General features: G+C 65.3%; 30 protein-coding genes. 2 read left to right on the top strand and 28 right to left on the bottom strand.

From position 1 onward, the window contains the following. Nucleotides 1-128 precede the first annotated feature (128 nt). The 28 genes from IT779_RS12050 to IT779_RS11915 form a co-directional block, all read right to left on the bottom strand. Entirely contained in the window at nt 129-542 is a 414-nt protein-coding gene (locus IT779_RS12050; RefSeq protein WP_196149355.1) for a hypothetical protein, read from the bottom strand. Nucleotides 543-1,276: 734 nt separating this feature from the next. Next, nucleotides 1,277-1,630: a hypothetical protein gene (locus IT779_RS12045; protein WP_196149354.1), complete on the bottom strand. Its 354-nt coding sequence runs from the start codon at nt 1,628-1,630 to the stop codon at nt 1,277-1,279. 34 nt (nt 1,631-1,664) lie between these two features. After that, on the bottom strand, nt 1,665-1,925 hold the full coding sequence (locus IT779_RS12040) for a hypothetical protein (protein WP_196149353.1): 261 nt from the start codon (nt 1,923-1,925) through the stop codon (nt 1,665-1,667). Nucleotides 1,926-2,029: 104 nt separating this feature from the next. Continuing rightward, nucleotides 2,030-2,332, bottom strand: coding sequence for a hypothetical protein (locus IT779_RS12035; protein WP_196149352.1), 303 nt, complete (start codon nt 2,330-2,332; stop codon nt 2,030-2,032). Next, a complete protein-coding gene (locus IT779_RS12030; RefSeq protein WP_196149351.1) occupies nt 2,329-2,538 on the bottom strand; it encodes a hypothetical protein in 210 nt (69 codons plus the stop codon). The genes IT779_RS12035 and IT779_RS12030 overlap by 4 nt, the downstream gene beginning before the upstream one ends. After that, nucleotides 2,538-3,314: an N-acetylmuramoyl-L-alanine amidase gene (locus IT779_RS12025; protein ID WP_196149350.1), complete on the bottom strand. Its 777-nt coding sequence runs from the start codon at nt 3,312-3,314 to the stop codon at nt 2,538-2,540. The genes IT779_RS12030 and IT779_RS12025 overlap by 1 nt, the downstream gene beginning before the upstream one ends. A gap of 34 nt (nt 3,315-3,348) precedes the next feature. Continuing rightward, nucleotides 3,349-3,780 carry a hypothetical protein gene (locus tag IT779_RS12020; protein ID WP_196149349.1) on the bottom strand — a complete coding sequence of 144 codons (432 nt, stop codon included), beginning with the start codon at nt 3,778-3,780 and terminating at the stop codon, nt 3,349-3,351. After that, the gene (locus IT779_RS12015) at nt 3,780-5,066 is read right to left on the bottom strand and encodes a hypothetical protein (RefSeq protein WP_196149688.1); all 1,287 of its coding nucleotides are present in this window, start codon (nt 5,064-5,066) and stop codon (nt 3,780-3,782) included. The genes IT779_RS12020 and IT779_RS12015 overlap by 1 nt, the downstream gene beginning before the upstream one ends. A 70-nt stretch (nt 5,067-5,136) precedes the next feature. Continuing rightward, a complete protein-coding gene (locus IT779_RS12010; RefSeq protein ID WP_196149348.1) occupies nt 5,137-6,183 on the bottom strand; it encodes a hypothetical protein in 1,047 nt (348 codons plus the stop codon). Beyond that, nucleotides 6,180-7,256 carry a hypothetical protein gene (locus IT779_RS12005; RefSeq protein WP_196149347.1) on the bottom strand — a complete coding sequence of 359 codons (1,077 nt, stop codon included), beginning with the start codon at nt 7,254-7,256 and terminating at the stop codon, nt 6,180-6,182. The genes IT779_RS12010 and IT779_RS12005 overlap by 4 nt, the downstream gene beginning before the upstream one ends. 1 nt (nt 7,257) lies before the next feature. Further along, a complete protein-coding gene (locus tag IT779_RS12000; protein WP_196149346.1) occupies nt 7,258-8,322 on the bottom strand; it encodes a hypothetical protein in 1,065 nt (354 codons plus the stop codon). A gap of 24 nt (nt 8,323-8,346) precedes the next feature. Continuing rightward, complete coding sequence (locus IT779_RS11995; protein ID WP_232541663.1) at nt 8,347-9,963, bottom strand: Gp37-like protein; 1,617 nt, start codon at nt 9,961-9,963, stop codon at nt 8,347-8,349. Then, nucleotides 9,963-10,856 carry a phage tail protein gene (locus IT779_RS11990; protein ID WP_198428416.1) on the bottom strand — a complete coding sequence of 298 codons (894 nt, stop codon included), beginning with the start codon at nt 10,854-10,856 and terminating at the stop codon, nt 9,963-9,965. Before IT779_RS11990 ends, IT779_RS11995 begins: the two co-directional genes overlap by 1 nt. Next, on the bottom strand, nt 10,853-12,139 hold the full coding sequence (locus tag IT779_RS11985) for a hypothetical protein (RefSeq protein WP_196149345.1): 1,287 nt from the start codon (nt 12,137-12,139) through the stop codon (nt 10,853-10,855). The genes IT779_RS11990 and IT779_RS11985 overlap by 4 nt, the downstream gene beginning before the upstream one ends. 71 nt (nt 12,140-12,210) lie before the next feature. Then, nucleotides 12,211-12,573: a DUF5361 domain-containing protein gene (locus tag IT779_RS38495; protein ID WP_198428415.1), complete on the bottom strand. Its 363-nt coding sequence runs from the start codon at nt 12,571-12,573 to the stop codon at nt 12,211-12,213. Nucleotides 12,574-12,581: 8 nt separating this feature from the next. Beyond that, entirely contained in the window at nt 12,582-12,869 is a 288-nt protein-coding gene (locus IT779_RS11975) for a hypothetical protein (protein ID WP_196149344.1), read from the bottom strand. A gap of 107 nt (nt 12,870-12,976) precedes the next feature. Next, a complete protein-coding gene (locus tag IT779_RS11970) occupies nt 12,977-13,564 on the bottom strand; it encodes a phage tail tube protein (protein WP_196149343.1) in 588 nt (195 codons plus the stop codon). A 73-nt stretch (nt 13,565-13,637) separates the two neighbouring features. Beyond that, nucleotides 13,638-14,075: a hypothetical protein gene (locus tag IT779_RS11965; protein WP_196149342.1), complete on the bottom strand. Its 438-nt coding sequence runs from the start codon at nt 14,073-14,075 to the stop codon at nt 13,638-13,640. Between the two features lie 61 nt (nt 14,076-14,136). Continuing rightward, complete coding sequence (locus tag IT779_RS11960) at nt 14,137-14,664, bottom strand: hypothetical protein (protein ID WP_196149341.1); 528 nt, start codon at nt 14,662-14,664, stop codon at nt 14,137-14,139. A 39-nt stretch (nt 14,665-14,703) separates the two neighbouring features. Then, nucleotides 14,704-15,102 (bottom strand): Imm7 family immunity protein, encoded by a 399-nt coding sequence (locus IT779_RS39050; protein ID WP_196149340.1) that lies wholly within the window; start codon nt 15,100-15,102, stop codon nt 14,704-14,706. Between the two features lie 70 nt (nt 15,103-15,172). Continuing rightward, nucleotides 15,173-15,706 (bottom strand): hypothetical protein, encoded by a 534-nt coding sequence (locus IT779_RS11950; protein ID WP_196149339.1) that lies wholly within the window; start codon nt 15,704-15,706, stop codon nt 15,173-15,175. A 55-nt stretch (nt 15,707-15,761) separates the two neighbouring features. Next, nucleotides 15,762-16,286, bottom strand: a complete 525-nt coding sequence (locus IT779_RS11945) for a hypothetical protein (protein WP_196149338.1) — start codon at nt 16,284-16,286, stop codon at nt 15,762-15,764. A 10-nt stretch (nt 16,287-16,296) separates the two neighbouring features. Beyond that, nucleotides 16,297-18,270 (bottom strand): hypothetical protein, encoded by a 1,974-nt coding sequence (locus IT779_RS11940; protein WP_196149337.1) that lies wholly within the window; start codon nt 18,268-18,270, stop codon nt 16,297-16,299. 447 nt (nt 18,271-18,717) lie between these two features. Continuing rightward, the gene (locus tag IT779_RS11935; protein ID WP_196149336.1) at nt 18,718-19,326 is read right to left on the bottom strand and encodes a hypothetical protein; all 609 of its coding nucleotides are present in this window, start codon (nt 19,324-19,326) and stop codon (nt 18,718-18,720) included. A 116-nt stretch (nt 19,327-19,442) separates the two neighbouring features. Further along, nucleotides 19,443-20,570 carry a serine hydrolase domain-containing protein gene (locus IT779_RS11930; RefSeq protein WP_196149335.1) on the bottom strand — a complete coding sequence of 376 codons (1,128 nt, stop codon included), beginning with the start codon at nt 20,568-20,570 and terminating at the stop codon, nt 19,443-19,445. 1,158 nt (nt 20,571-21,728) lie between these two features. Further along, on the bottom strand, nt 21,729-22,415 hold the full coding sequence (locus tag IT779_RS11925) for a hypothetical protein (protein WP_196149334.1): 687 nt from the start codon (nt 22,413-22,415) through the stop codon (nt 21,729-21,731). A 230-nt stretch (nt 22,416-22,645) separates the two neighbouring features. After that, a complete protein-coding gene (locus IT779_RS11920) occupies nt 22,646-23,548 on the bottom strand; it encodes a hypothetical protein (RefSeq protein ID WP_196149333.1) in 903 nt (300 codons plus the stop codon). 34 nt (nt 23,549-23,582) lie between these two features. Next, nucleotides 23,583-24,164, bottom strand: a complete 582-nt coding sequence (locus IT779_RS11915) for a class I SAM-dependent methyltransferase (RefSeq protein WP_332838786.1) — start codon at nt 24,162-24,164, stop codon at nt 23,583-23,585. Here IT779_RS11915 and IT779_RS38765 point away from each other — a divergent pair. Together IT779_RS38765 and IT779_RS11910 are read left to right on the top strand one after the other, a co-directional pair. Next, nucleotides 24,084-24,368 (top strand): hypothetical protein, encoded by a 285-nt coding sequence (locus IT779_RS38765; protein ID WP_332838791.1) that lies wholly within the window; start codon nt 24,084-24,086, stop codon nt 24,366-24,368. The two genes, IT779_RS11915 and IT779_RS38765, sit on opposite strands and share 81 nt — an antisense overlap. 129 nt (nt 24,369-24,497) lie before the next feature. Then, nucleotides 24,498-25,253 carry a maleylpyruvate isomerase family mycothiol-dependent enzyme gene (locus IT779_RS11910; RefSeq protein ID WP_196149331.1) on the top strand — a complete coding sequence of 252 codons (756 nt, stop codon included), beginning with the start codon at nt 24,498-24,500 and terminating at the stop codon, nt 25,251-25,253. Nucleotides 25,254-25,275 lie beyond the last annotated feature (22 nt).

Below are 25,275 nucleotides of genomic sequence, written 5' to 3'. Positions count from 1 at the left end.
GTCGCGTACCTGCTCACGTTGATCGGCCAACGCACCCGCTTGTCCGACGGCGAAATCGCTCACTGCGAACTGCCTCAACTGCGTCATCTGAGCCGCTGCCACCCCCGCGAAAACTGCCCCGCGATCACTTACCGGGGGGAATGACGCAGCGCTTTCAGATTTCGCAATGCCATCGCGGCGTTGTCCGACAACTCTCGCCCCGACGACTCTACGATCTCGACGACCGGCACCTCACCGCCCGCGTCGAGTTCATTCAGCCGGTATGCCATGTAATCGGCGTCGGGATCGTCGCGGCGACGGCCCAGCACTTCGAGGACTGCGAGGATGCCGGTTGCTCCGCCTTTCCTCGCCAGCACCTCCGCCGCATCGACCTCCATCGTGACGATTTCGTCGTCGAGCAGTTCTGTCAACCTGTCGCGCGCCCTGACATCGTCCATGAAATCACCCAACTCGGGGATCGCGTTCACTCGCGTCAAACCATCACCGCTTCGCGACCGCGCGAGAACAGCTTCCAGCCGACTGTTATCCACCGGTAGGTTCATCAGGGGATCTCCTCCGCTGTCGCAGGCCGCACACTGTCACTATTGGTGCGGGCAAATACTTCACCGGTCTTGGGATTCACGTTCTTCTGCACCTACCTACGACACCCACTTCACCCACCTGCTGACAGGTTTCGGCGACCGGCGCTTGGACGAGCCGGACAAGACCGAGTTCGAGGACATGGTCCGCCGCATCCAAGCCGGGGCGCACACCAACCGCGCCTCCCGCGGCGGCAACCAGCGCCGGTGTGCATTTCGTCAGCGCCCTGCGTTGCGTGTACCGGTTCGCCGAGGACTCCGGCTGGATCCGCCCCGCCGACAACCCCGCCCGCCACCTGACCCGCCCGGTCCGCCGCAAATCACACCGGTACGCGATTCCCCGTCCAATCAGTTGACCGAGATCTTCACCGTCGCCGCCACCAGCGGCGACGATGCAGCATTTGCACGAGCACGCCACCGAACGCCGAAATCCGCGCTCGGAACAGTTGCTGCATTACCACACCGGCAAACCCATCACCTCACGGCGTTACGACTACATCTGGAATCACCTCGGCGAAGAATTGCCGTGGAATCGCCAACAATCTGGACCAGGTTCTTTCGGCGGCTCTCGATCGGGTGTCGAGCTGCGACTGCGGTGAGGAGACTTCCTGCTACGGGCGCCTGCGAAGCTTCGGCAACCAGCAGTATCATGACCAGCTCAGCGATACCGACTGCAATCTGCACGAACGGAGAGAGCGTCAGACTGCGCCCGTGTCGGGTCGGGCGAACATCGCGATGTCATCGAGGGCATCTTCTGCACGCCCTGCTGTCTCGGGGTCGTCCAGAAGGCGTTGCAGGGTCGGAACGACGCGCTCGCGGTCGATACCGCGGTGGATTCGGGCGATGTGTCCCAGGGCGGTGGCGGCGCTATTGCGTACGTCGGCGCTCGGGTTGTCGATGAGGGCCAATGCACGTTCGGTGACCCATTCCCCGTCGGGGTCGTGCAACGCGAGACGGAGGATCGTCTCGACGACCACCGGCCCCTCAGCGGACTCGAGGAGCGCAGTCGCTTCGTCGCGCTCGATCGGATCCAGCCGTTGGTAGGTGCTCATATCGGCTTACCCTTCCTGTTCACCACTCCTGCTTTCACCGGGGCGTTCTGCATCTCCTGGTGTCACCGACCGAGGGGACCTTGTCGAAATTCGTCACGACAGCGGCGGCGCCGGTCGCTGCGGCGGCGGCCGCGAGAACCTGCCAGATCTTGATGCTGTCGTACACGGATTTGATGGTTCTGACGGTATTGCCGACCACCACGACCACCCCGCCCGCAGCGGCGACATCACTGAGGCAGGCGGTGAACAGTGACGCCGCGATACCGGTGATGACGATGGCGCCGGCCGCCCACAACGCGTTGCTGATCGCCCTGTGGATACCGTTTCGCTGGTCCTCTCGAAATTGACATGTCGTGCGTGGCCGTCGAATCGAGATCGGGGGTGCAGTCGACTGGTCGGTCAGAGTTCCTCCTCGAGGGAGGCGGGGATTTTGTAGTGGGCTTCGGGGGGATCCTGGCCGGGGACGTGGATGCGGAGGAACAGTCGGAGTTCGTCTATGTGGTCCTGGAGGGCTCGGATGAGGCGGATGGCGTCGCGGAAGCGTCTCTTGTCGTCGACGGCCTGGGCCTCGAGGGATTCCACGCGGGCGCGGAGTTTGTTGACCTCACGGGCTTGCCAAGCGGTGACGGCGCCGATCACCGTGGCCATCGCCATGCCGGATGCCTGGACCAATTCGGGGCTCAACCATGAGGACGTCGTCACCTGCCACCGTCCTGGCGCGTGACCGGTGTCACCGCGGGCCGGATCAGCACGCCCGCGATGATCGGGGTCAGCAGGCCGTAGATGGTCAGTACGCCCTCGATCCACGCGGTGTCGACGGAATGGCCGAGGAAATAGGCGAGTACGCCGGTGACGGCGACGAGCACCGACCGGATCAGGGCCGGTTCGGGCAGACGATCGATGCGCATCAGCGTTTCTCCTCGACGGCGGTCGACAGCAGTCGATCGATCTTCAGTTCCAGTGCCTTCAAGCGCTGTTCGGTGCGGTAGTCGGCGGCGTCGGCGTTGAGCACGTAGCCCGCGACGGTGTCGCGATACTCCGAATCGGATACCCGCGATTGGAATCCGTAGGTCAACTCGAAATGCACCCGGCGCAACTTGTCGAGCAGCTCGCGCTGCTCCTGATCGGAAAGTGCCATCAGCACACCGCCTTTCAAACGCTCCGCGATATCCGCGCGGAATTGGTCCATATCCATGGCGCCGGGATCCCATTTACCTTGTTTGGGTCCGGCCCATTCCTTGTGGCCGATCACGCGATCGGCCCCGTAGTCGAGCTTGCGCAGAATCGCCGCGCAACATCCCACGTAGGCGTCGTATTGCTCCGTCGACCAGCCTTCGGTGCCGTTGTTGGCGGCCTCGATGCCGATCGTGTGGGAATTGGCGTCGTCCTCCGGCAGACCCGGCCACGATCCGCGGCCCGCGTGCCAGGCCACACCTGCGGCGACCACCGTCACCACGCCGTCCCGCGCGAGATGCAGTTGCGACAGTGGCCCTTCCAATGTCGGTAGGCCGTAAGCGATTTCCGACGGAGGTGTGGTGGAGCCGCCGGTGTGGTGCGCGATCACCCCCCAGATGTCGCCGAAATCTCCGTGGCCGCGTTCGCGCCAGCCGGGGAATTCGACGACGCGCAAACCCTCTTCGCGCAACGCGTCGGCCAGCCATACCGGATCACCTGTCCACGACATGAGTTCTCCGCCTTTCTTCCGGGGGTGCTGAAAATCAGGTGACGCGCACGTAACTGGTGGCCGCGAGAGTGACCATGAACGACGTCTGGTCGGTCCATGCCTCGACGGTCACGACCGATCCGCCGCCCACGTCGACGGTCGCCGACGCGGTCAGCGTTCCCGACGTGCCGGTCACCTGGGATCCGGTGGCGACCACGGCGCCGTCCACCAAGATTCGGGCCTGCTGTTTCGCACTTCCGGAGAAGCCGCCCGAGAACGGCAGATTGGCCTGGATGAGCGCCGCCGACTTGTTTCCGGAGATCTGCAACGCGTTGCCGACGACCACCGAGCCGGGATAGCCGGTCGTGTCGGCGGTCCAGGTCGGCACCTGGGTCCAGACGCTGCCGCCGATCAGCTGCCAGGTGCCGTTCTTGTTCATCGAGGTCGCCTCGAACGGGACCGTCCCACCCGCGATCACGAACGGCATCAGGACGTCACCCCTTTGAGGCTCGCCTGCAGCCCCTTCCCGGCCGGGCTGTCGGCCGTGGTGACGTAGACGGTGATCCGGTCGCCCGCGTTGAACACCCACGTTCCGGTGACCGTGGTGTCGGCGGCGTGATTGGCGGCGGCGATGGTCGCCGACGTGCCCGACACCGCGGCGCCGTTCTGGCGCAGTTCCACCACGAGGTTGCCGGTGCCCGCGGTCTCGCCGCGGTAGGTCACCGAACTGACGGTGACCTTGCGTTCCAACCGCAGGCCCTCGGGCATGATGTTCCCGGCGCCGGTGGCGCGATTGCCGCCGTGCGATTTGAGGGCGATGTCGTAGATCTGGCCGGTGAGGGTCGGGGTCCTGGTGTCGGTCAGCCGGGTGTCGGTGCTCGCGATGGTGCCGATGGCGGTGCGGGCGGCCGCGGCGTCGGCGGCGGTCAGCACGGAACGGCCGGTCGCGGTCGAATCGGAGATCTGCGCGGCCGGGTGGGTGTGCGAGACGGGGGTGCGCGCGTTGGTGAGGCGCGGATCGTCGCCCGCGACCGCGGTGGTCGCGGTGGCGCCGATGATCGGGGCGAATGTCGTTGGCTTACCCGAGATGCTCGCCCAGTCGCTCGCGCCGATGGGTCCGCGGATGACGACTCCCTGGCCGTTGGGCAGCCACCCGCCCGCAGCCGCGTGATACACGTAGAGCAGGTTGTCGGCGGCGACCACGTACTGCGCGCCTTCGGCGGGGGTCGCGGGCAAAGCCGAATAGGTGGCGACCCGGCCGTCGATCTTGAGGCCCTCGCCGCGCGGTCCGAGGACCACCGCGTCACCCGCGGAGGCGGGGACGGGCGAGACCAGGGTGAGATCGACCAGGCCGATCGACCCGGTGTCGGGATTCTCGGCATCCGGTCCCGCGACATATTCGGGCACGTGAAAACTGAAGGACTCCAGCGGAACCCGCGCACCGTCGTAGGACAGGTCGAAGGTGACCCGCCAGGTCCAGTCCGAGGGGTTGGTGTCGGCGCTCGGTGCGACCAGCCGCACCCCGCGGCGTCCGCGCCAGGTGAGGTAGCCGAATTCGTCGAGCGAGCATTCGTAGTGCTCGGGCAGCTGGACGTAGGTCGCCGGGGCGGGTTGCGCGGCGGCGACCAGCACCTTCGGCGCTTCGGCGAGGAAGGTCACCGTTCCGCTCAGCGGCGGGAATTCGGGCAGGTCGCCGATGTCGGGGCCGTCGCTGATGTTGGCGAGGAAGCGCCCGACGACCTTTCCGTATTTCAGTGGGGGCAGATCAGCCATGGATCAATGCCTTTCGGACGGCGGGCAGTCGCGCGCGACTGCCCGGTGACTCGGTGGAAGGCGTTCGCCGCTAGACCGTTTCGGCGTAGACGATGAGCTGCGCGCCGGTGGTGACGATGCTGTAGTTCGCGGTGCCGACCCGGCGCACGAGGACGTAGAGCGTGGTCGTCTGGTTCGCGGGGACGACGCCGAGCGTCGAGGTGGGTGCGAGGACGTACTCGAACCGAGGGAGGATCGGCGAGCGGACGATATTGCTTGCGCCGAGGGCGTAGCCGTAGCCGACCAGTTCGCCCTCGGGACTGCCGATGCGCACCTCGATATCGCAGCGCGCGGCGCCGAGGGCGGCGACGTGGGTCTGGACGGTGAGCCCGCCCTCGACGCGCGGTCGCCACGGCACCGGCTGGGCCGGAATGGTCGCGGTGGCGACGGTCCGCACCGCCTCGGAAAGGTTTGTGCCGCCGGTGAACTGGTTGCTTGCGATGGCCCACGGCCCGGCGGGCGCCGGACTCGGCACCGGACGGAACTTGCCGAGCGCGGTGCTCCAGGACAGCACGTAGTCCTGACCGAGCGGATGGTCGTCGTCGATCAGGATATCGCTGGAATCCTGAATGCGGCCAGGGCCGCCGGGTGCGCCCGCGTCGCCGGTCGCACCGCGCGGGAAGGTGATGCGCAGCTGCTGATTCGGTGCGGCGCCGATGATCTCGGCGGCGGCCGCAGATCCGGTCGCGCCCGTGACACCCGACCCGGTGAGCACGTTCGGCGCGCCTTTGCGTCCGGCCGCGCCGAAAGCGTCGGCGAACGCGATGAATTCGAGTCCGGTCCAGTAGTAGACACTGTTCTCGGCGACCACCCGCCACGCCTTGCGCGCGTCGGCGGTGGTCGGCGCGAGGGCGAAAAGAGACGCGGTGTCGGCGATATCGCCCTGCCACAGCCACGGCCACGCCGGGTCGCCGTCCGGTCCGACCTGGCCGGTCGGGCCCTCGCGGATCTCGACCAGGGCCTGACGGTCAACGATCTCCATCGGGTTCACCGTGTAGGGCAGACCGACCGAGTCGGACACCCCGCGCATGGTGATCATGATGTCGTCGTCGAAGACGATGTTCTGGTCGTCGGTCATGATGCCGCCACTGGTTGTGCCCAGCACACGATCTGCGCGCCGGTCCGGTTGTAGGTGTAGTTGGAGCTGCCCTGCCCCCGTCGCAGCACGACGTACAGGGTCACCGCGGTGCCCGCCGTGATCACGCCCACCGACCCGGTCGGATCGGTGATCCTGGCGCCGAAGTAGGGGCGCAAGCGGTTGTAGTTCTCCAGTCCGAAGGGCCAGCCGATGCCGATCCCGACCAGTTGGCCGCTGTTGGATCCGATCCGCACCTCGGCGTCGACGCGCGTGGTGAAGCTGCTCGACGCCTCGGTGGTGCGCACCGCGACACCGCCGGACAGGACCGGTCGCCATGCTGTGTCCTGCGCCGGGATGTTCAGCTGCGCGATGGTGTTGGGCGAGGTCGCGACATTGGTCTGCGAGGCGGCGAAACCCGCGCCGCCGTCCCAGGCCGTGGCCTCGACGAGCGACCACGGGCCGCGCAGACCCGGATACGCGGCGGGCGTCCACTTCTGGGTCACGTCGTTCCACACCGGGACCGCGCGATCGATGTGGGTGCCGTCGGCGTAGTCCGGGGCCTGGCGCAGCGGTCCGGGCGGACCGTCCGCACCCGCGAGGCCCTTGACCCCGCGCGGAACGGTCAGCGAGAGCGTGAGATTCGGCGGGGCGCCGGTGACGGTGACCTGGAGATCACTGCCGACGGGTCCGGTGTCGACGGCCCCGATGGTGATCGAACACGGTTGGCCGTCCGGGCCCATACCGCCGAACGCTTCGGCGAAGGAGTCGAAACTCGTTCCGTTCCAATACATCAGGGTGTTGGTTGAGACCACCCGCCACGCCTTGCCCGCGTGCGCGAGACCGAGTCCGGCCGCGAGCGCGTTGAGTGCGCCCCGGTCCGCGATATCGCCTTCCCAGCGGAACGGATATCCCGCCGGGCCCGCGTCTCCCCCGGGGCCCGCGGTGCCGGTCATGAGCTCCAGCGCACCGTCGCGCGGGGTGCCGTGCATGGCCTGCACCACACCGGGCGTGCCGATCCGCTCGTCGATGCCGCGGATGATCGTCGATTCGAAATATTCACCTACTGTGGACATTTCACCTCCTTGCCTGGGTCGGCACGGCGTAGGCGACCAGCGAGGCGCCCGCGCGCTGATAGCCGATCTCGCCGGTGCTGGTCGTGCTGACATTGATCCGGTCGACCGTGAGGACCAGGTTCATGGGCTGTCCCGCCGGAACCGTGGCGAAGGTCGAACTCGGCGACAGCGATTTCGCCATGTCCTCGTCGCTGTAGGTGGGCGAGAACGGCACCATCAGATAGCCGCTGCCGCTGACGCCGGGCAGCGCCGTCGCCACGATCTGCCCTTCGGAATGCATGAGCCGCACGCTGATCTGCGTGGCCTGCTGGCCGTTGTTCTGGCAGTAGGCGAGCAGGTGGCCGTGGACGACCGGCCGCCACTCGAACGGCTGCGCGGGCATGGTGAAGGTGCCCGCGACGAGTTGGGCCGAGCCACCGGCCTGGTCGGCGGCGAAATCGGTGTCGTACCAGGCCCACGGGCCGCGGGCCAGCGGGGCGGCCAGCGGCCGGAACTTGCGCGAGCTGCGCTGATAGCCGAGGACACCGCCCGCCGACCGACCCGAGGTTCCGTCGTAATCGGCGGCGTCTGCGATGGCGCCGGACGCACCGGGCGGGCCCTTGGGTCCGCGCGGTCCGGCCGGAACGGTGACCGAGAGTTCCTGGGCCGCGGTCGATCCTTCGAAGACCACCGCGGCATTGGTGAGTTTCGCCTCGTGCTTGGTCTGCGTGACGGTGATCACGTTCGCGTCGGCCGCCGGCCCCGTCGCCCCGACCGCGCTCGGCGAATGCTGCCATGCCGTACCGGTCCACACGTCCATACCGGCGTCGTCGAGCCGGTGCCACCATTTGCCTCGATCCTCGGGACCGAGACCGCTCGGGCGGGCGGCCGCGTCGGCGATAGCGCCCATCTTGCGAAAGGTGCTGCGCGGCAGACCGAGTCGCCCGCGCTCCCCCTGCGGCCCGGTCGGCAGCGGCAGGTCGATGGCGTCGCCCGCCACCGCGACATCGGCGGTGATGACTGGCACGCCGTCGGGGTCGGGATCGCTGCGAACGGTGATGTGCGCTGGAAAAGTGATGTCTGCCAATGTTTTCTCCTCACGGCGACAAGGTCAGAAGATGAGCAGGTCGAGGTCGGCGCCGACATCGGTGGCGAGATCCTTGATCGCGGCGGCCACCCGGCCGAGCCGCTGCCACGCCTTGACGACCGAATCCTCCTCGTCCGAGCCGTCACCGACGGTGATCTGCCAGGTCGCGGGAGTCTCGCGATCGTCGACGAAGGTCAACTCGGTCACGTAGTCGGTGAAGACCAGCTGATCGAGGGCGAATCCGATCTGGTCGCCGAGCCCGAAATCCCTGCCGAGCAGGTACGGCGCGTTGTCCTCGACGGTCACCTTGTGGCTGGTGTAGCCGCGGGTCAGGTGCAAGCCCTGGCGGGCGGCGACGAGACCGTCGAGGGTGAAAGCCTTGTCGCTGCCGGTGATGTAGAGCTCACGGAAGGCGTAGGGTCCGGCGCGCCGGACCCGGTCCATGTCCCGGTAGACCATCCAGGCCAGGAACACGTCGTTGAGCTGACCGCGATACAGCCAGCCGAGGCCGATCAGCGACAGCAGACCCTTGATGGCGATCTCGATACCGGCGTTCACCCAGCCGGGCGAACGTCCGCCGACGATGACATCGGTCGCGGTCGGCTTGTGCAGCGCGACCTCCGACGGCCCGATGCCGGAGTACTCGCCCTCGAAATACCAGACCCACGGAAAGTTCTGGACGGTGCCGAGCGGCCCGGTTCGGCCGTAGACCGCCTCGTATTCGGTGGTCGAATCGAGATTCGGGTACCGCTTCGGGGTGGTGCCGTCGTCGAGGAATTCCTCCAGCCAGGAGGTGATGCCGTCGATCAGCGTGCCGGTCGGGCCGGTGATGCCGGATTTGTCGACTGTTTCCAGGACGACGGTCGGCCGGTCGAGGAAGAACCAGTCCGGCGCGGGCTGTTCGTCCTCGCCGGGCAGGAAGAACCGGGCCGTCAGCATGACGCCCGAGTCCTCGAGCATGGGCATGAACAGTTTGTCGGCCATGTCGAAGCGGGCCGAGGCCGCACTCCACCGACTGGTGTCGGTGGACGGATCGACCGGGACCACCGCGATCGGGAACAGGGTGCTGCCGACGCCGTCCCAGTCGGGATCGTCACCGACATCCGTCGGCGCCCAGCCCGGCGCCTGCAACCGCATCAGATTCACGGTGAGATAGGTGGTGACCAGTGTGCGTACCGGGCCGAACTGGATCATGTGCCGCGGGAACTGCGCGAGGATCGGCGCGAACGGGGAGGCCCAGCAGCAGATGGTCGCGATGTGGTTCCAGGCGTGGATGGCTTCGATGTCGACGGTCTCCACACCGTTCTCGTCGCGCACCAGCGAGGCCTTGGTGATGTAGCCGTCCCAGCGGAAACCCTTGGTGTTCACCGTGATCGGGATGGTCGCGTCTTCGCCGTCCTTGTTGTTGAACAGGTGGTCGAAGTGGACCATGTCGCGCGGACAGATCATCTTCAGTCCACCCGCGGCATTGCGCGGATAGGTGAACTCCAACGACAGATAGCTGTGCTCCTCGCCGATCTCGCGCAGGGATTTGTCCCAATAGCGCACCAGCACTTCGTTGTCGCGGGCCTGCGCCTGCTCGGACCGGTAGGCGTCGTCCATCCGCCGCGCCTCGGCGTGCGGATCCCAGGTCTCGCTCATCAGAACGGCCTCGACGATCGCGGCGAAACCGAGACGATCAGACTCGACGCGGTCGTCCCGCCCTCGACCTGCACGGTGATGTCGGTGGCGCTCCACGGCGGCAGCGATGCCAACCAGTGCCGACCGGCCAACTGCGCCCACACATTCCGGCCCGCGGGCGCGTCATCGGTGTAGAGCCGCGCGGTGCGGCGCCGAGGATGGGTGTCGATGCGCAGCGTGTCGTTCGCGCCGAGCAGCGGGGTCTGCACCAAACGGGGCGTGTCGCCGCCGACCGGGTCCAGAATCGACCAGCGACCCGGTCCGTTCATGGTGTATCGGGGCCAGGCGGGCTGATCCGCGGCATTGCGCGCGCGGACCACGCCTTCGCCGAGCCCGGCGGTGTCGGTCCACACCGAGGTCTCCTCGAAGTGGTGCTCGAGTGGGTCCATCGCGGTGGCCGACATCTTGTAGACCGCGAACGCGTTGCGCGCCGGATCGACATCGCCGACGGGTTCGGGCGCCGCGTCCAGCTGCGCCTGCTGGAAGCGCCAGCCCTGATGACGGGTGTAGTAGCCGACGGTCACCGGTTTGTCGGTGGACCAACCGCGGAACCACGCGTCGTGCACCGCGAGGAAATCCCGAACCGGCACGGCCGCGGCGGATTTCGCGGTCGGCGAGATCACGACCAGGAAATCCCATTCCTTCTTCGAACGCACCGAGCGCTGGAAGGTGGCGCCGTCCTGGCGCGCGCCCTCCGAAACCAGCAGCTGCACCGGCGTGAACATGAAGCCGGTCTGTTTGGACAGCCGCACTCCTTCGCGTCCGGCGTTCACCCCGGACAGATGCCACACCCTGCCGTTGACATCCCACACGACGACCTTGGTGTCGTGTGTCTCCAATAGTTGGTGGGTCATCGACCGAGCCCTCCTCCGCGTTGCTGCGCCAGCGTCCGGCGCCGATTGACCCGCTCCACCGCTATGGCGGCGCTCTTGGGGTCCATGCCGTTGAAGTTGTAGATGTCCTGGCGAGCTGTTCGCGCACCCGGACCTTCGGCGAGATCGGTGAGACCGAATCCGGTGCCGATCACCTCTTTCGCGGACTGACCCAGATACTGGATCGGCACCGCGAGCGCCTGCGCAGCGGTGCTGCCGACCATCGATCCGAGCATCTGTCCGATAACAGGCGCCAAAGGCGCGGCGAACCCGAGGGCGGGCGCGACCGCGGTTCCGATCGCCATACCGATCTGACTGCCCGCGGACGCGGCGAGTCCACCGAGTCCGCCGGTTACGGCGCCAACCAGACCGCTCTGTCCCGCACCGGCGAGCGCACCGCTCAGTGCACTGCCCGCGATTCCCGCGATATCGACACCCGGACTCGCGGTCGCACCCGAGGCGTTCGAGCCGAGCGCCGACGCGACAAGCGTCTGGGCTCCCGCGGCAAGGTCTCCCGCCAACTGCATCGGCCCACCGCCCGACGTGACCGCCGGAGCGCCGACACCGAGATACGGCGCCAGATCGGAGAGGCCACCGACGGGTGTCGTGAACGATCCCGCGTCCGAACCGGGCGATGCCGATGTGGCGGGACCGAATGGGAATACGCCGCCGGGGATCACGTCCGTGGGGGCGGACAGCTCCGGTGTCATCATCGGAATCGCCGTGGCGCTCGATGAACCACCCGCCGTGGCGTTCCCGCCCCCGGTGAGCAGTCGGGCGACATCGACCCCACCCGGCATGGACCACGTCGGCGTGGCACTCGATGTCGATCCGCCTGTGGCGCCGCCACCGGCCTTGGTTGTCGACGCGACTGTCCGCGCCGCCGAACCGGTCGACGGCGCCGCTTGGAACCAACTGTCGCCCGTCATCCGGGCGAGGCGGTCACTCGCGTCGCCGATGAATCCACCGACCGAGAGCACCTGGGCCGAGAAGTCCGTGAGCCCGGAGCCGAGCTTCTGAATCGCGTTGTTCGCGTCACCTGCGTACAGATCGGTGGTGGCGAGCCCATCGAGTCGGCCAAGAGCGGCGGCCACCGTGATGTCGGCCGCCGACGAAAGCAATGTATCGCGATCCCCCATCGCCGCCGAGCCCGATGCCGTCTGCCCCGCTCCCGACACGCCGGAGACCATGTCGACCAGATCCGGTATGGCCCCCGGCGACAATTCGTCGACGAGCGCCCTACCGGCAGATCTCCCATCTACCATGATGAATTGAACCCTTCACTTGCCTGGCAAAACCTTCGATAAAGTGAGTGAGAAATGGCCGCGGTGACCTACTACCAGCCGAGGAAGTCGTCCATATCCACGATCGATGCCGCCGTGCCGTAACGTTCAGCGGTCGACTTCAAACCCGGCCGGGGTATGCGCTCGGGCTGGTTGCGGCCGCGCTGCGCATCCTTGGTCTTCGCCCAGACAAGCCAGCGCAGTGAATCCGCCATATCGGCCAGCAGGTGTTGCTCCAACCCCCACTGGTGCTCATCGGGTCGACGCACCCGCGCCAACGCGGAATCAGTTGGCGCGCAGACGATCACCGCTTTCAGATCACGCCAGGTCAATTCTTCGGTGCCGAGCATGCGCAACCGCAGACCGAGCGATATCAAATCGAATTCGATTGCCTCGCTGTGCTCTTCGACGAGCACATCGAGGCCTAGGATTCCCCCAGGTTGACCCCGGAATGTGCACGCCAAGCATCCAGGAACAGCCGGTAGTCGTCCGGATTCATGTCATCGACGGCTGCCAGAGCATCCGAGGGCAGCACCAATTCCAGCAATGTGTACAGGGCGTCGACGTCACCGAGTTTCCGAATCCGTCGAATCAGCCCCGGCCGCAGATAGGACAGCGACGGCAAGCGCACCTCTACGCCGTCGATGTCGCGGACGAAGTCGTATTTCACGGCGGCGGGGTCAGCCGTCCCCGTACGGGTGGTCGCGGACATATGTCGCAGGCCCTTTCTCGATAGGTCGCGCAGGTATGGATCGAAAGGCCCAGCGGCGGCGGCCGGGCCTGCGCGTAGGTTTGTGAACCGCCGCCACTGGGGGTCTGTCAGGCGCTCAGAACGCCGTCGTCGAGGTAGCGGTACGCTTTCACGCCCGCGTCGTCCTTGAACGCCTCGACGGTGATACGGAAGCCCGCGAGTTCGTCCGACACGAAACGGTTCTCGGTGATCTCGGAGATCTTCGCGTTGGGAAGGACGATGCGCAGCTTCTTGGTGTCGTGGAGCATGTCGAAGATCCACGCGCGCTGCGGCAGGACCGAACCGGTCTCCTCCACCTTGACCAGGGTGCCGCTGGTCGGCGTCGCGGCGGTGACGGTCAGATTGTCGGCGCCGAACACCTCACCGAGGACATCCTTGTCCCACACGGCGTAGAGGGTCAGCGCGAAGCGGACCGAGTGCTCGACCTGGAGCTGGGCGATGATATCGGCGTTCCAGTCCTTCACGGACTCGACCTTCCGCTCGCCCTTGGATTCGATGCCGTCCTCGGAGACGTATCCCAGCGCCTTGAACGCGCTGTTGATACTTCCGGACGCCGATGTCGGCAGTGCGGTGGCGATCGGCGCGACCAGGACACCGCCCGTAACGGCGATATTCGGCGTACCGGCCCCGATGAACTTACTGGAGGGCAGTGCCATTGTTTTCTCCCTTGGATCTTTGCGCAGGCCCTCGGGATGAATTATTCAGTTGTCACTCCGCGAATTTCGGGAGTCAGGCGAGGACAGTGCCCCGCACACACAGGTCGGCGGTGATCACCTGCCGAGGTTCCGATGTCGCCGGGTCGATTTCACTCACGACGCCCGCGTCATCGATGAAGTCACACCAAACCGTTCCGATATATCCCGGCGACGCGCCCGCCAGAATCGCGCGCACCAGCGCCGCCAGATCCGCGGCAGCGCCGCCGTCGGCGTAGCACTCGAAGACCACACGGGGACGATCCAGGATCAGCCGCGGTCCGCGGCTGCCCTGATCGTCCTCCCGATCCATTCGCCGCCTGCGATCGTCACGGCGCACCCGAACCCACCTGGCCGGCCGCGGATCCGGTACGACTGTCGTGACCTCCGCACTGTCGGATGCCGCGGCGAGTTCCGTGACGAGATACGCGACCAGCGCTTCTTCTATATCGGGGAACAGGATTCGTTCATTCATCCCATGACTCTTTCCTTCAAACCATTGGTCAAATACCGAAGAACTGGAAACCTCGCCTGCGTCAGCCCGACGAGCCGCGGCGCTCTCTCCTCCGGTCGATCAAGGACTCGACACCCCTTGCCGCGCCACGGAAAAACCTGGTCACCGAATCGATTCGATCGACGCTGCCATCCTCCGCGATCCACCAGACCGGCGGATCCGGCTCCGTCAACCGGGCACCGTCTATCACCGCCGCAGCCGAGCTCTGGTAATCCGCGATCACCAGCATGTGTTCCGAGTCCTCGAATGGGCGACGCTCCACTGGAACCTCGTCCCAGAATTCGAGAACCTGAGATTTCCATTCCGTGTCGAGCGCTCCGAGATAGAAGTCACCGACGATTTGAAAATCCCCCTGCTTGGCGCCGATCGCGCGCATCATCGCACGGACAGCCGCAGGAACCGCAGGAGCGTTCTGCTCCGCCGCCATCGCATCGATCTCGACATCGGTAACTCCACGCAGGCTTTCGGGTTCCATTCCATATGCGACCAGCTGTTCCAGAATCTCATTGATCGCGGCAATAGCCACCATCTCACCCCTGGTGCAATCCATTCCGAGCTTCCTTCGAATTATTCGCCGATCATGTGATCTTCAGAAGTCATCCTCGATCATAGGGATGCAAGGCGACAGATGAGTATCGCGAACGACAGCAGTCACACCTTGCCTCATAACCAGGACTTGAAACTCGTTGCCCAACCCTGAGCGATCTTCATCGTCCCGGATATACATCATCCCGTACGAACCGGGTGCCACAGTTCCGATTCCGCAAAAGGAATCAATAACTTCCTCACCCTCACATCCACGGCGGTTCAGAAACCCGGCCAGGTGTACTTGAGCCACACCATTCACTATTCGAATATCGGCCAATCCTCGCCCCGACATCAGACTGCGGACGATGTCCTCCGCCGCGCGATAAGCTCCTTCAAGTTGAGCGTCACTCTCGTCGCTAGCGGAGTGCTGGACTGTAACCCAGCCGTGGTATTCGAACATTGTATCCCGCCATGGTCAAAAGGGAGTTGCATCATCGGGCGCATCAGTTTCGGTCTGCAAGCTTTGGCCTTCAGTGTCGGCGCAGCGCATCCTGACGTTTCCGTACCAGGTCGATAAGGTCTTGAACGCCTTGGGCTGATTCTCGGAAGAATTCTGTGACGGAGTCGTAGCGAACGATGTCACCATTCTCCCAGATTCCCCACACCGGCGGATCCGGGTCCGTCAGATGCGCGCCGTCGACGACGGCGGCGTACGCACTCTGGGAGTCCATGATCACCAGCATGTGTTCCGTGTCCTCTAGCGGGTACCGGTCCGCGGGCACCTCGTCCAGGAATTCGAGCACCTGAGATTTCCAATCGGAATTCAGCGCACCGAGATAAAAGGCACCGACGATGTGGAACATCCCCGGCTGGATACCGATCGCCCGCATGATGGCGCGAACGGCGGCTGGTACGGCGGACGCGTTCTGCGCCGCCGCCACGGCATCGATCTCGGCGTCGGTGGCGCCCCGTAATTCACCGGGCCCCTCGCCATAGGAGATCAGTCGATCCACTATGGCGCCGATCTCCGCTTCCGCAGTCGCTTCGGCCGCGCTCTCCGCCACGCCGGGACCTCCAAATAATCATCGACATCTTTGGCAGTAGTATCGAATGGACCTTTCAGAAGTTCCGCGTCCTCGACTGTTGACGATCTACCGAATTCTTGATCTCTACCGCACACCCTCGAAAGAAAGAGGTAACCGATTCATATGCGACAATCATTCCGGACTCCGAGACGCCCCACATCGGCGGGTTCGGATGGCTCAGATCAGCACCGTCCACCACAATCGACCACTCTCCCTGATATGACACCGCGACGAAGAGATTACCCGGATCCTTAAGCGGGCTGTCCCCGGCAGGAATTTCCTCGACCGACTCCAGCGCAATACGTTTGGCAGCATCATCAAGGCCTGCCACCGAAAACGAGCCTATAATATTGAACTTATCGGCCCGACAGCCTATTAGACGGTAAACCTCCCTGAGCGAAGCCGGAATTTCGGAAACATTCTGCGAACGGGCCATAGCATCGATATCTGCATCACCGACTCCGCACACAAGCGAGCTATCCATTCCAAACGCGATTAGCTCACGAAAGATCGAACGGATCTCCGAAGAAGCAGCCTCGTCACCGTAGTCCCCTGGCACCGCAATCCTCTCATCTAGGAATATACTCGAAAAGTCGTCTTCCGTACATATCGCGAATGTCGATACTAACACGAGGAAATTCTCTTGTGAACTGCGCCAGAACGCCCTGACACGAGGAGCAGATAATATCCTCACCGAGGTGCATCTTATCCCCACCGGGATAATCGACCACCATTCGAATCCGTCCACCGGAGTCCGGCCTGAGCTTGGTTCGCAAGTCTTCGAGAATCTTCAATTCCGCATCGGCATTTCTGGGGACGCCGTTTACTGTCGACCAGTCGAATCGATCTACGGCTTCGCCCGGTTCTCGTGCCCCCCCTGGCATCTGAACGTTTTTTCTATCGAGAAAGCTGTCTTGTCCACTCGAGGCTCGAGAGGGGATCTTCGTTCCGTCCCCGGACTCGTATACCGCAGAAGCATGTGTCCGCTGCTTCGAAGCCGGGGTATTCGGAATACTGTCAAACGCTTTTTCCAGATCTTCTCGCAGATCATCGAACCCATCCCCGCTGCGTTTCCATACAGGTTTCCGGCGGGGACCATTATTCGGCTTCCATTGATCAGATCTTTCCAGGGCCTCGCGCCACTGCTGCTCCGCGAACTCCTCCTGAGCCCGGCGGGCCGCATCGTCGGCCGACTCCCTACCTCCGGACCGGAATATCCCACCAAGGACTTCTTTGGCTTTGTTGTACGCGTTCCCGATACCGTTCTTTGCGGCCTCGGCGGCTTTGCCGATGCCTGCGCCGATGCCCTCGACCATTCCGGCCAGAGCCTTTCCGATAGCGGCAGGATCTCGCAGCAGGGTTTGGCCGAGTTTCCACAACAGCTTTCCACCGACCGTGAACAGGCTCTTGACCAGGAACAGATCGCTGATCGCGAAGGCGACGTTGATCAGACCCCAGACCCAGCGACCGTTCTTGAAATCGGCGTACGCCTGTAGTGCCGACCCGACGACCGGGACGAGACTGAGCAGGAACCCCGGCCCCTCATACGGCTGCGGCTCCTTCGATTCGGGGTTCTCGGGTTGCGGAGCCTCCTCTGCGGACGGTGCCTGCTGCGGGGCGGACACTGCCGGTTCGGCCCCGTCCGCTCCCGGCGAATCCCCACCATTTTCGGAAGGATCGGTCGTGGACGGTGTTCCGCCGCCGGGGGTCTCGCTTGTCTGCGGTGTCGGCTGCGACTGCGACCCCCCTGACCCTCCCGCCCCCGGCTGGGCGGGCGTGGTCGGCGTCGCCGATTCCGCAGGCGATGGATTCTGCTGGGCCTGTTTGAGGTCTGGCTCGGCGGACAACGACGGATCGGGCAGCGTGTGCTCGGAGGGAACCGGTACCGGATCACCGTGCGGATAGCGCTCATCCCAATTGCCTTCGGGATCCACGTGTGTGTACGGTTTGCCCTGTTCGGTGCCCGGCTGTGTTCCTGGCGGCCCGATATCGGCGCCGTTGTTCGGCCACGGCGGCTTGGTTTGTTCGCGGTTGCCGTTGCCGTTGCCCTTCGAACCGCCCTTGCCCGAACCACCGGCCGCGCCGCCGCCCGCACCGCCCTTGTTGTCGTTCTGATCGGGCGGCGGGGGTGGACCGTCCTCATAGCGATAGGGCAACTTCGTGTTGCCGTTCTCGTCGGGCACCTCCGGCACCCGGTGCGTGCCCGGCGGAATGTTCGGCGGTACTTCGGGCATCTTGTCGCCGGGGAAATCTCCACCGGGTGCGACGATGCCGGGATCGCCGTACCCCGGAGACGCCTTCGAGACGAAACCCGCGTGTTGTTGCGACACCGGCCGGGGCGCGAGCACCGATTCCACCATCGCTCGCCGCGCCTCGATCCGCTCGATCATGCGCGCGGCGGTGGCCGGGGTCATGCCCGGGAAATTGTGGACCTTGCGGCTCGCATCGGGAACGCCTGCGATATCGGGGGTTTCCCGGGCCGAGGCATCCAGAACTATCGATGAGAACCAATTCTCCCGTTCACGAATCCACGTCGGATCCACGGCAGTTCCTCTCTGAGTCAGCAACGAATACACACCCGCCCCGACCGGGTGGACGTGCGGACCGGTGTCGAAAGGCCCGCCGAAGGTCGACATCCGAGGTCAGCCGGGTTGTCGCCGCGCTCGCACCGGTGATCGGAACCGCACTTGCACAGGCGATTCCGCCAACGGCCGAGAGCGCGCCGTGGCGGCCCTCGGTCACCTCCGGGCTGCTCGACGCTTCGCTCCATCGAAGATCCGGCGGACAGGGATACCAGGGCTGCGCAGGTCGACGGCAATATGCGCACAACGCCCTCGGCAAGGATTCGGGCGCACGTCAGGAACGGGACCGAGTCGGGGGTTGAGCCGAAACCGAGCGGCGCGGGCCGGATTCCCGGAGTGCTTCGGCGAGCGGGATCTTCACAGCGAACGCACGACTGTAGGACGTGATCAGTTCACGCCGAAATGCTGTCAATCGCGGCGTGACCGGGCTTGTTCGATACGGACGCGAAGTTGGGCCAGCATGCCCGCGTACGCCTCCGATTTCGTCGGCGCCTCGAAGGCGAGACCGCGGGGATGTACCGCACACCAGGTGCCGTCCTCCACCTGCGTGACGTCGATATCGTCCACGTCGTAGAAGCTGTCCGGGTCGGGCACGGGCCAGTGACCGTTCTCGTCCCGGTGGATGTGCAGTCCGGTGTCGAAGGCGCCCGGCTGCCCTCCGGGGGTCGGCGTCCAGCGGATCTCCTCGAGTTCGGGATGTACCCGAACCCCGCGCCGCACAAGATATTCCGCGACCCGCGCGGCCTGCTTGATCCCGGTCACCGTCGGGTCGGCCGTCGTACCCGCCCCGCGCTGCCACGCGGGCAGGTGGATCACCGACAGTTCCTCCGCCAGCGCCTTCACCTCCGGATCCAGTGCCTCGCTCTCCGGCATCTCCTGCAACCGCCCACTGAGCACATTCTGGATCAGCGCCAGGAACTCCGGCGTAACCAGCTGCCCCCCTTCGGTTTCCGTGTACCGTGGCACCATCTGCGACCCCGCGAACTCGACCGACTCGATGATCTCCCTACCGGACATGACCTAACCTCACCAACCTCGATATGAATGCCGGGCGATTCCCGGAGAAGATATTTCGCGCGGCGCGATCCGCGACCACGCGAAGAACTGTCGGCCCGGAACTGTTCCCAAGGCGGTCAGAGGGCGGCGTAGGCATCGAGGCCGGCTTGGCCGAGTTTGAGTTGGGGGGTGGTGCCGGTGGCCATGTGGTGTTCGTTGGCGGCCACGACGACCTGTTTGGCGCCGTCGTCGGAGGTGAGCCAGAGGCTGTAGTAACCGAGGACGCCGCCGGTGTGCTGCCAGACCGGGCCCGCGGCGGTCTCGGTGCGGAGCACGCCGAGGCCGTAGGAGGCTTTTCCATTCGAATTCGGCACGGGAACTGTGGTTTTAAGTGCTTCCTGCTGAGTGGCAGGCAGGAGTTGGCCGCTGATCAGTGCGCTGGTGAAGACGGACAGGTCGTCGAGGGTGGAGACGATGGCGCCCGCGGCGCCGAAGGCCTGGACCTGGGAGGCGGTGACGAAACGGTAGATGCCCCAGGTGATGGAGTGGCCTTCGAGGTAGTTCCCGTAGAGCTGGGGATCGTCGGTCGGGAAGGAGGTGTCGTCGAGGGCGAAGGGGGTGAGGATGCGGGTGCGGATCTCCGCGGCGGCGGTGTTGCCCGTGACGGCCTCGATGACCATGCCCGCGAGGACGTAGTTGGTGTTGGCGAACGCGAACTTCTGTCCCGGCACGCCGAGCGGCGGCTGTGTGAGGGCGATATTCACCAGATCCTGTGGCGCCCATGGCTGATACGGCTCGAAATTCAGTGTGTAGCTGGTCGTGAACGTCGGGCTCGCGGAGTACTCCGGCAGCCCGGAGGTGTGATTGAGCAACTGGCGCACCGTGATCGCGGCCCCGTCGTTGCCATTGGCGGCGACCGCGCCCGGAAGCCAGTGCTGCACGGTGTCGTCCAGCGACAGTGCGCCTTCGGCCTCGAGTTGCAGCAGCACCGTCGCGGTGTACGCCTCGGTATTGCCGCCGATGCGGAATTGCGCGGACGAGTCCGCGGCGATCTGGGTCTGGTACTTCTTGAAGCCGACCGCCACATACTCCCGGTAGGGATCGTTGCGGACCATGCCGATCACGCCGGGGAAGCCGCCCCCCGCGGCCACCCGGGCGCCCGCGAGCAGGATCTGCGCCGGACTGGCGGCGACGCCGGGAACGGCGGTGGCCGGTGGATTTCCACCCGCCGACACGATGGTCGACGGCAGGGTGAATTCGCTCATGAAAGCTCCTGAAAGAGGTTTGGGCGCAAGACAAGTACGGAAACAACCGCGTCGTCCGAGCGTGCATCCGAGTCGAACGGCGCGAGCGGGTCGCGGTCGAGGGCGGCGAGAAAGACGTCGCAGCGGCTCGGCCGAGGCGATGCGCTCGGCGACATCCGCGCCGACGCGTTCGATGATCGCGTCGATCTCCGCAGCGTCGAAATGGAAGGCGAACGAGAGTATCCGGTGACGTGGACGCTTCCTTCGAGCTGATTCCGACGATCCCCGGCGTCCCTACCCATCGTGTCGATCGCCCCGACAGCCCACGTCAGCGGCCTGCCGGGGACTGCATCAATACTTCCGTCCGGAATTCAGCCGAAGGTCACTGTCGCGGTTCACAGTCCGAACAGCGGCAGGATCACCGGGAGGACCAGCGGCGCGATCCGGCAAACCAGTTCCAGGACGTCGAGGACGAGAGTCAGCATCATTCACCTCCTTCCGCAGTAGGCAGTTCGGTTGCCCCACCCCCGGTTCCGAGCGAACCGGGGGTGGGGCGGGGGCGCCCCGACGCTCACATCGTCTGCGACCGCGGCGGTCTGCCTGCGGGAAACGGAGTGTGGTCGAGGCGAGTTCGGTTGCCCCACCCCCGGCCGAGGGGTGAACCGGGAGTGGGGCACAGCGCCCCGATTCGCCGATGAGTTCGCGACCGCGCCTGCATCGGCGGGAGTCGGCGGAGAATCGAGGCGGGTATGCGGCGAGCTCTGTCCCGCGTGTCAATGGACATCGAAGGGTTTCGGGGGCGTGCCGCACGCTTGGAACGCGAGGACCGATTCGGCCATCACGCTGAGAAACAACTGTGACCTCGAATACCGGCGGTATTCGAGGTCACTGGGATACTGATGCGATATATGGAATGGGGAGCCAGTTTTCGGTTCTAGCGAGATCCGGGCACAGCTCTGGCGCTGCGCCAAGTCTCACCTATCAACACACCGTTTGTCAACACCCACTTCGCCGATGCTTCGAAGATGCTGGTCAACAACTATTTTCGAAGACTATCGCAGCAACATTCATGGCCCACAACGACAATCGCCCCACCTCGTCTGAGAGGCGGGGCGATCCGAGGACGCGCATCGAGTGAATGAAGAGCGTTGTGTCCGATCGGTGGACGGGGCGGCTTCGCTATCGGTCGACCTTGGTTCGGCGCGTTCGACGCGGATGAGCGAGATGACCTTCGAGGACGTCCCCGACGAGGTACTGCTCGGGCCATCCCGGCGCCCAGGGGCCGGGCAGCGGCGTGATCAGGCCCGCGTCTCGCAGTGTCTGCACTCGCCGCACCGTCAGTCCGCGATACTCCCCACCCAATTCTTCGGCCAGAGCGGCTATTCCGGCCGCATTGAGCCGACAGGTAAGAGCCTGTGCCACTGTCGAGTCGTCCAGAACGATCGCCGCGTCGGGCGGGCAGATCACCCGCCAAGCCGCCTGGGTGGCCGCTCGGATTTCGGCGGGTGCGCCCTGCACTCCCTCGGTCATGGCGAAGGCGATGATATTGCGATCGAGCCAGCGCGCCAGTCCCGTCGTCGTCGGCGAATCACGATATTCGAGTCCGCGTTGTTCGCACACCAACCGAACCCAAGACACCAGCACCGCATGCAGCGAGTCGGCGACTCGCAGCGCTCGGGGGTCATACGGCAGCGGTTGGGCGGTCGGTCGACGGTGCGCGCGCACATTTCCGCCCGCGCCGGTTCTCGCCTGATTGGTCGAGGTGATAGTGAGATCCTCGACCAGATCCGGTATCTCGCGGAGCAATTCGACCAACGCGCGCAGGTCGATTCGGTCGAGATAGAGGTGGTCGACATGCTCGTTCACAGTGCGCCCGATGACTCGATGACCATGGGGTTGATCGCCTCGGTGAGCGCGACACGGCCGGGATGCAGCCCCTTGGCCATCACCAGATCTAACTGTTCCATAAGGCACATATTATGGTCCGTTTGGACTATTTGCAAGTCCAAAAAGAGTCACGCCCGCACGGCTGGCACGACATGACGAGGTTGCGGTCGTCCAAGACAGAATCGAACCCGGATCCCAGGATCAGGCAGTTACGGATACAGTTCCGGAAGTCCGATGAGTAGTACATCCGAGTCCTGATCCGCCCGTCGACGGAGTGCGTCACTGAATCCAGCCCCGCTGAAGCAGGCAAGGCGACAATCCGACATGTCCGAACCGCTCGCGGCCAACACTTCTCGTGCGCGAGTCAATCGATCCAGATGGCCGATGCCCATGGTGGCGCCCCACTTCGCCTCGCCGAGCATCGATACGGCAGCTCGGCGCCCGCCATCACCCGAGCGGGTGACCGCCACATCGATCTGTATTTGTTTGCGAGCCGTCGGATCGGTGACGACGCCGGAGCCGATCTCCCCGAACATCGCCTCCGGGCCGAGTAGCTCGACACCGTCGCCGAGCATGTATTCCCGGCATATCGCCTCGAAGTGCGGTCCAACGACCTGGGCCGCGAACCGCTCCTTGGACCGGTCCCACACCTGTCGCCCCTGTCCACTCTCGAGTCGCGCCCACGCCGGTCGCATGACGGCCTCGTAGAAATTGATCAATGGTTCGGTGATCCGATAGACCGACTTCCCGGTCCGGAACACATCCTGCTCACGCGCCAGCAGGTGACAATCCTCCAGGACGGTGAGCGGGTGCGAGATATCCACGGCTTTGCGGCCGATGTAGCCCGCGATCCCACCGCGCGTGGTGTTGCCGTGCGCGACCAGCCCCGAGTGATACAACGCGGTGTCGCGGAGATCTTTACTCGATAACCGCGCGTCGCGAACTCCGTCGCCCGCTCGCCGATACCCGCCGTTGCCGCACCTGCCCGGATCGGGCGGCGGTTTCGGCTCCGGATCTGTTCGGCGTGCGCGTGGCGTCGCCTCGGCCCCGACGGGCCATCCGATCGCTCCCATCAATAGCGGCACCGGGCCGATGGCCAGGACCACCGGCACTGCATCCGTGTCCGTTCGAATACCGCCGACGGCGTCAACGTGCGCGACCGGGGAGAACGGGAGCGTCGTAGACCAAGGTGTATCGCCAGAACAAGCGGCGCCGGATTCGCGCACCGGGTAATTCGAGCGCGGCCGCGGCTCGGATTTCGGCCAAGGTCTCTTCGGGGTCGGCGGTGGGGGCCCTCATGTGCGGTGGCGGCGCGGCGGCGCGGGTCGGATGCTTGATCATTCCCATGATCGGGTTGGCGGCGACGGCGGGCAGGTCGAGGAGCAGGTCGGCGAGCCCGGTCCCGCGATAGCAACCCACCACGACCAGACGTCCACCCGGTGCGAGGCAGGCGCGCAGGTCGCGCAAGGTCGGCACCAGCGGAAGGTGATGCAGGACGGCGACGAGGACGACCGCGTCCCAGCGCCGTCGCGGATCGCGACCGGCGAAGTCCGTATGAATGACTGACACCGCTGGATCGTCGGTGAAACGCCGCATCGCAAGGCGAGCCATCGTGGGATCGGGTTCGAGCGCGGTCACGGTCGCGGAGTGGCAATTCCGCAGGCGAGCGATGAGATTGCCGGTGCCGCAACCGACGTCGAGGACATGCCGGGCTCGCGACTTCGCCACCCGGTCAACGACCCACCGACCGTAATGATCGTTGTGGCTCCAAGGATGCCGCTGGTTGAACCGGTCGAGTCGAGACGTCATCACCGCATCCTCTCGACCGCAACTCGCGAAATCATCAGAACCGAAGCTACATCCGAATTCCCGCAGCCATCCCCGAACACCGCGATGGACATCCGACAAGACAGCAATGACGCCACTCACTGACGGCGACTCGTCGGTAGCGGAAAGGGCATCACACAGAGGAATTCACCAGTCCGGTTGGACGTGAATGGATTCGCGGATCGCTGGGACGCCTGCGGGCGTGGGAATCTCGGGTGGGATAGCGTCGAGGTCGTGAATTCTCTGGATTCGGAAGCGGTGCGGGAAGCGCTGCTGACCGAGACCGATCTGTTCGCCGAAATCTATCGCGACTGCGATCCGAGTCTGCCGGTGCCGAGTTGTCCCGGCTGGACGATGGCCGATCTGCTCGCGCATGTTGGCGGCGACCACCACTGGACCGCGGCACTGGTGCGGCGGCGCAGCACCGTCGAGATCGATGACGCCACCGTTGACATGCGGCCGCCGACTGATCAGCGCGCCGCGGCCGAATGGTTGCGTGCGAGTGCGCGCCGGGTCGTCGCCGTGGTGGACGCGGCAGGTCCCGATGTGCCGGTGTGGACACCTTTCGAAGTGCTGCGGCCCGCGCGATGGTGGATCCGGCGGCGGCTGCACGAAGGGACCGGACATCGGGTCGACGCACTGCTGGCGTTGGACCGCGAGGTGGTCATGGCGCCCGAGATCGCCGCCGACGGCTTGTCCGAACTGTTGGATCTGATCGCGATCGGATCCCGGTGGTTCGCCGAGCCGTTGGCGGACGGGAACACCCTCACTCTGATCGCGACCGACCGCGCCGCGACCTGGTCCGTGGCCGGTCACGGTGACGCTATCGCGTGGACCGGGACACCAGCTCCCGCGTCGGTGACCGTCGCGGGCACGGCGGTTGATCTGTACCTGCTTGCGCTGCGTCGGATATCGGCCGACGACGCGCGAGTGGCGATCTCCGGCGACGCGAAGGTACTCCTCACCTGGCTGGACCGCACCGCCTTCTGACTTACTCCCGCTCGAACCGGTC

Origin of the sequence: Nocardia bovistercoris (assembly GCF_015674855.1) — a bacterium.
Classification (GTDB): domain Bacteria; phylum Actinomycetota; class Actinomycetes; order Mycobacteriales; family Mycobacteriaceae; genus Nocardia; species Nocardia bovistercoris.
Note: the sequence above shows the minus strand (reverse complement) of the source record. Positions and strands in the feature narration are given on the sequence as shown.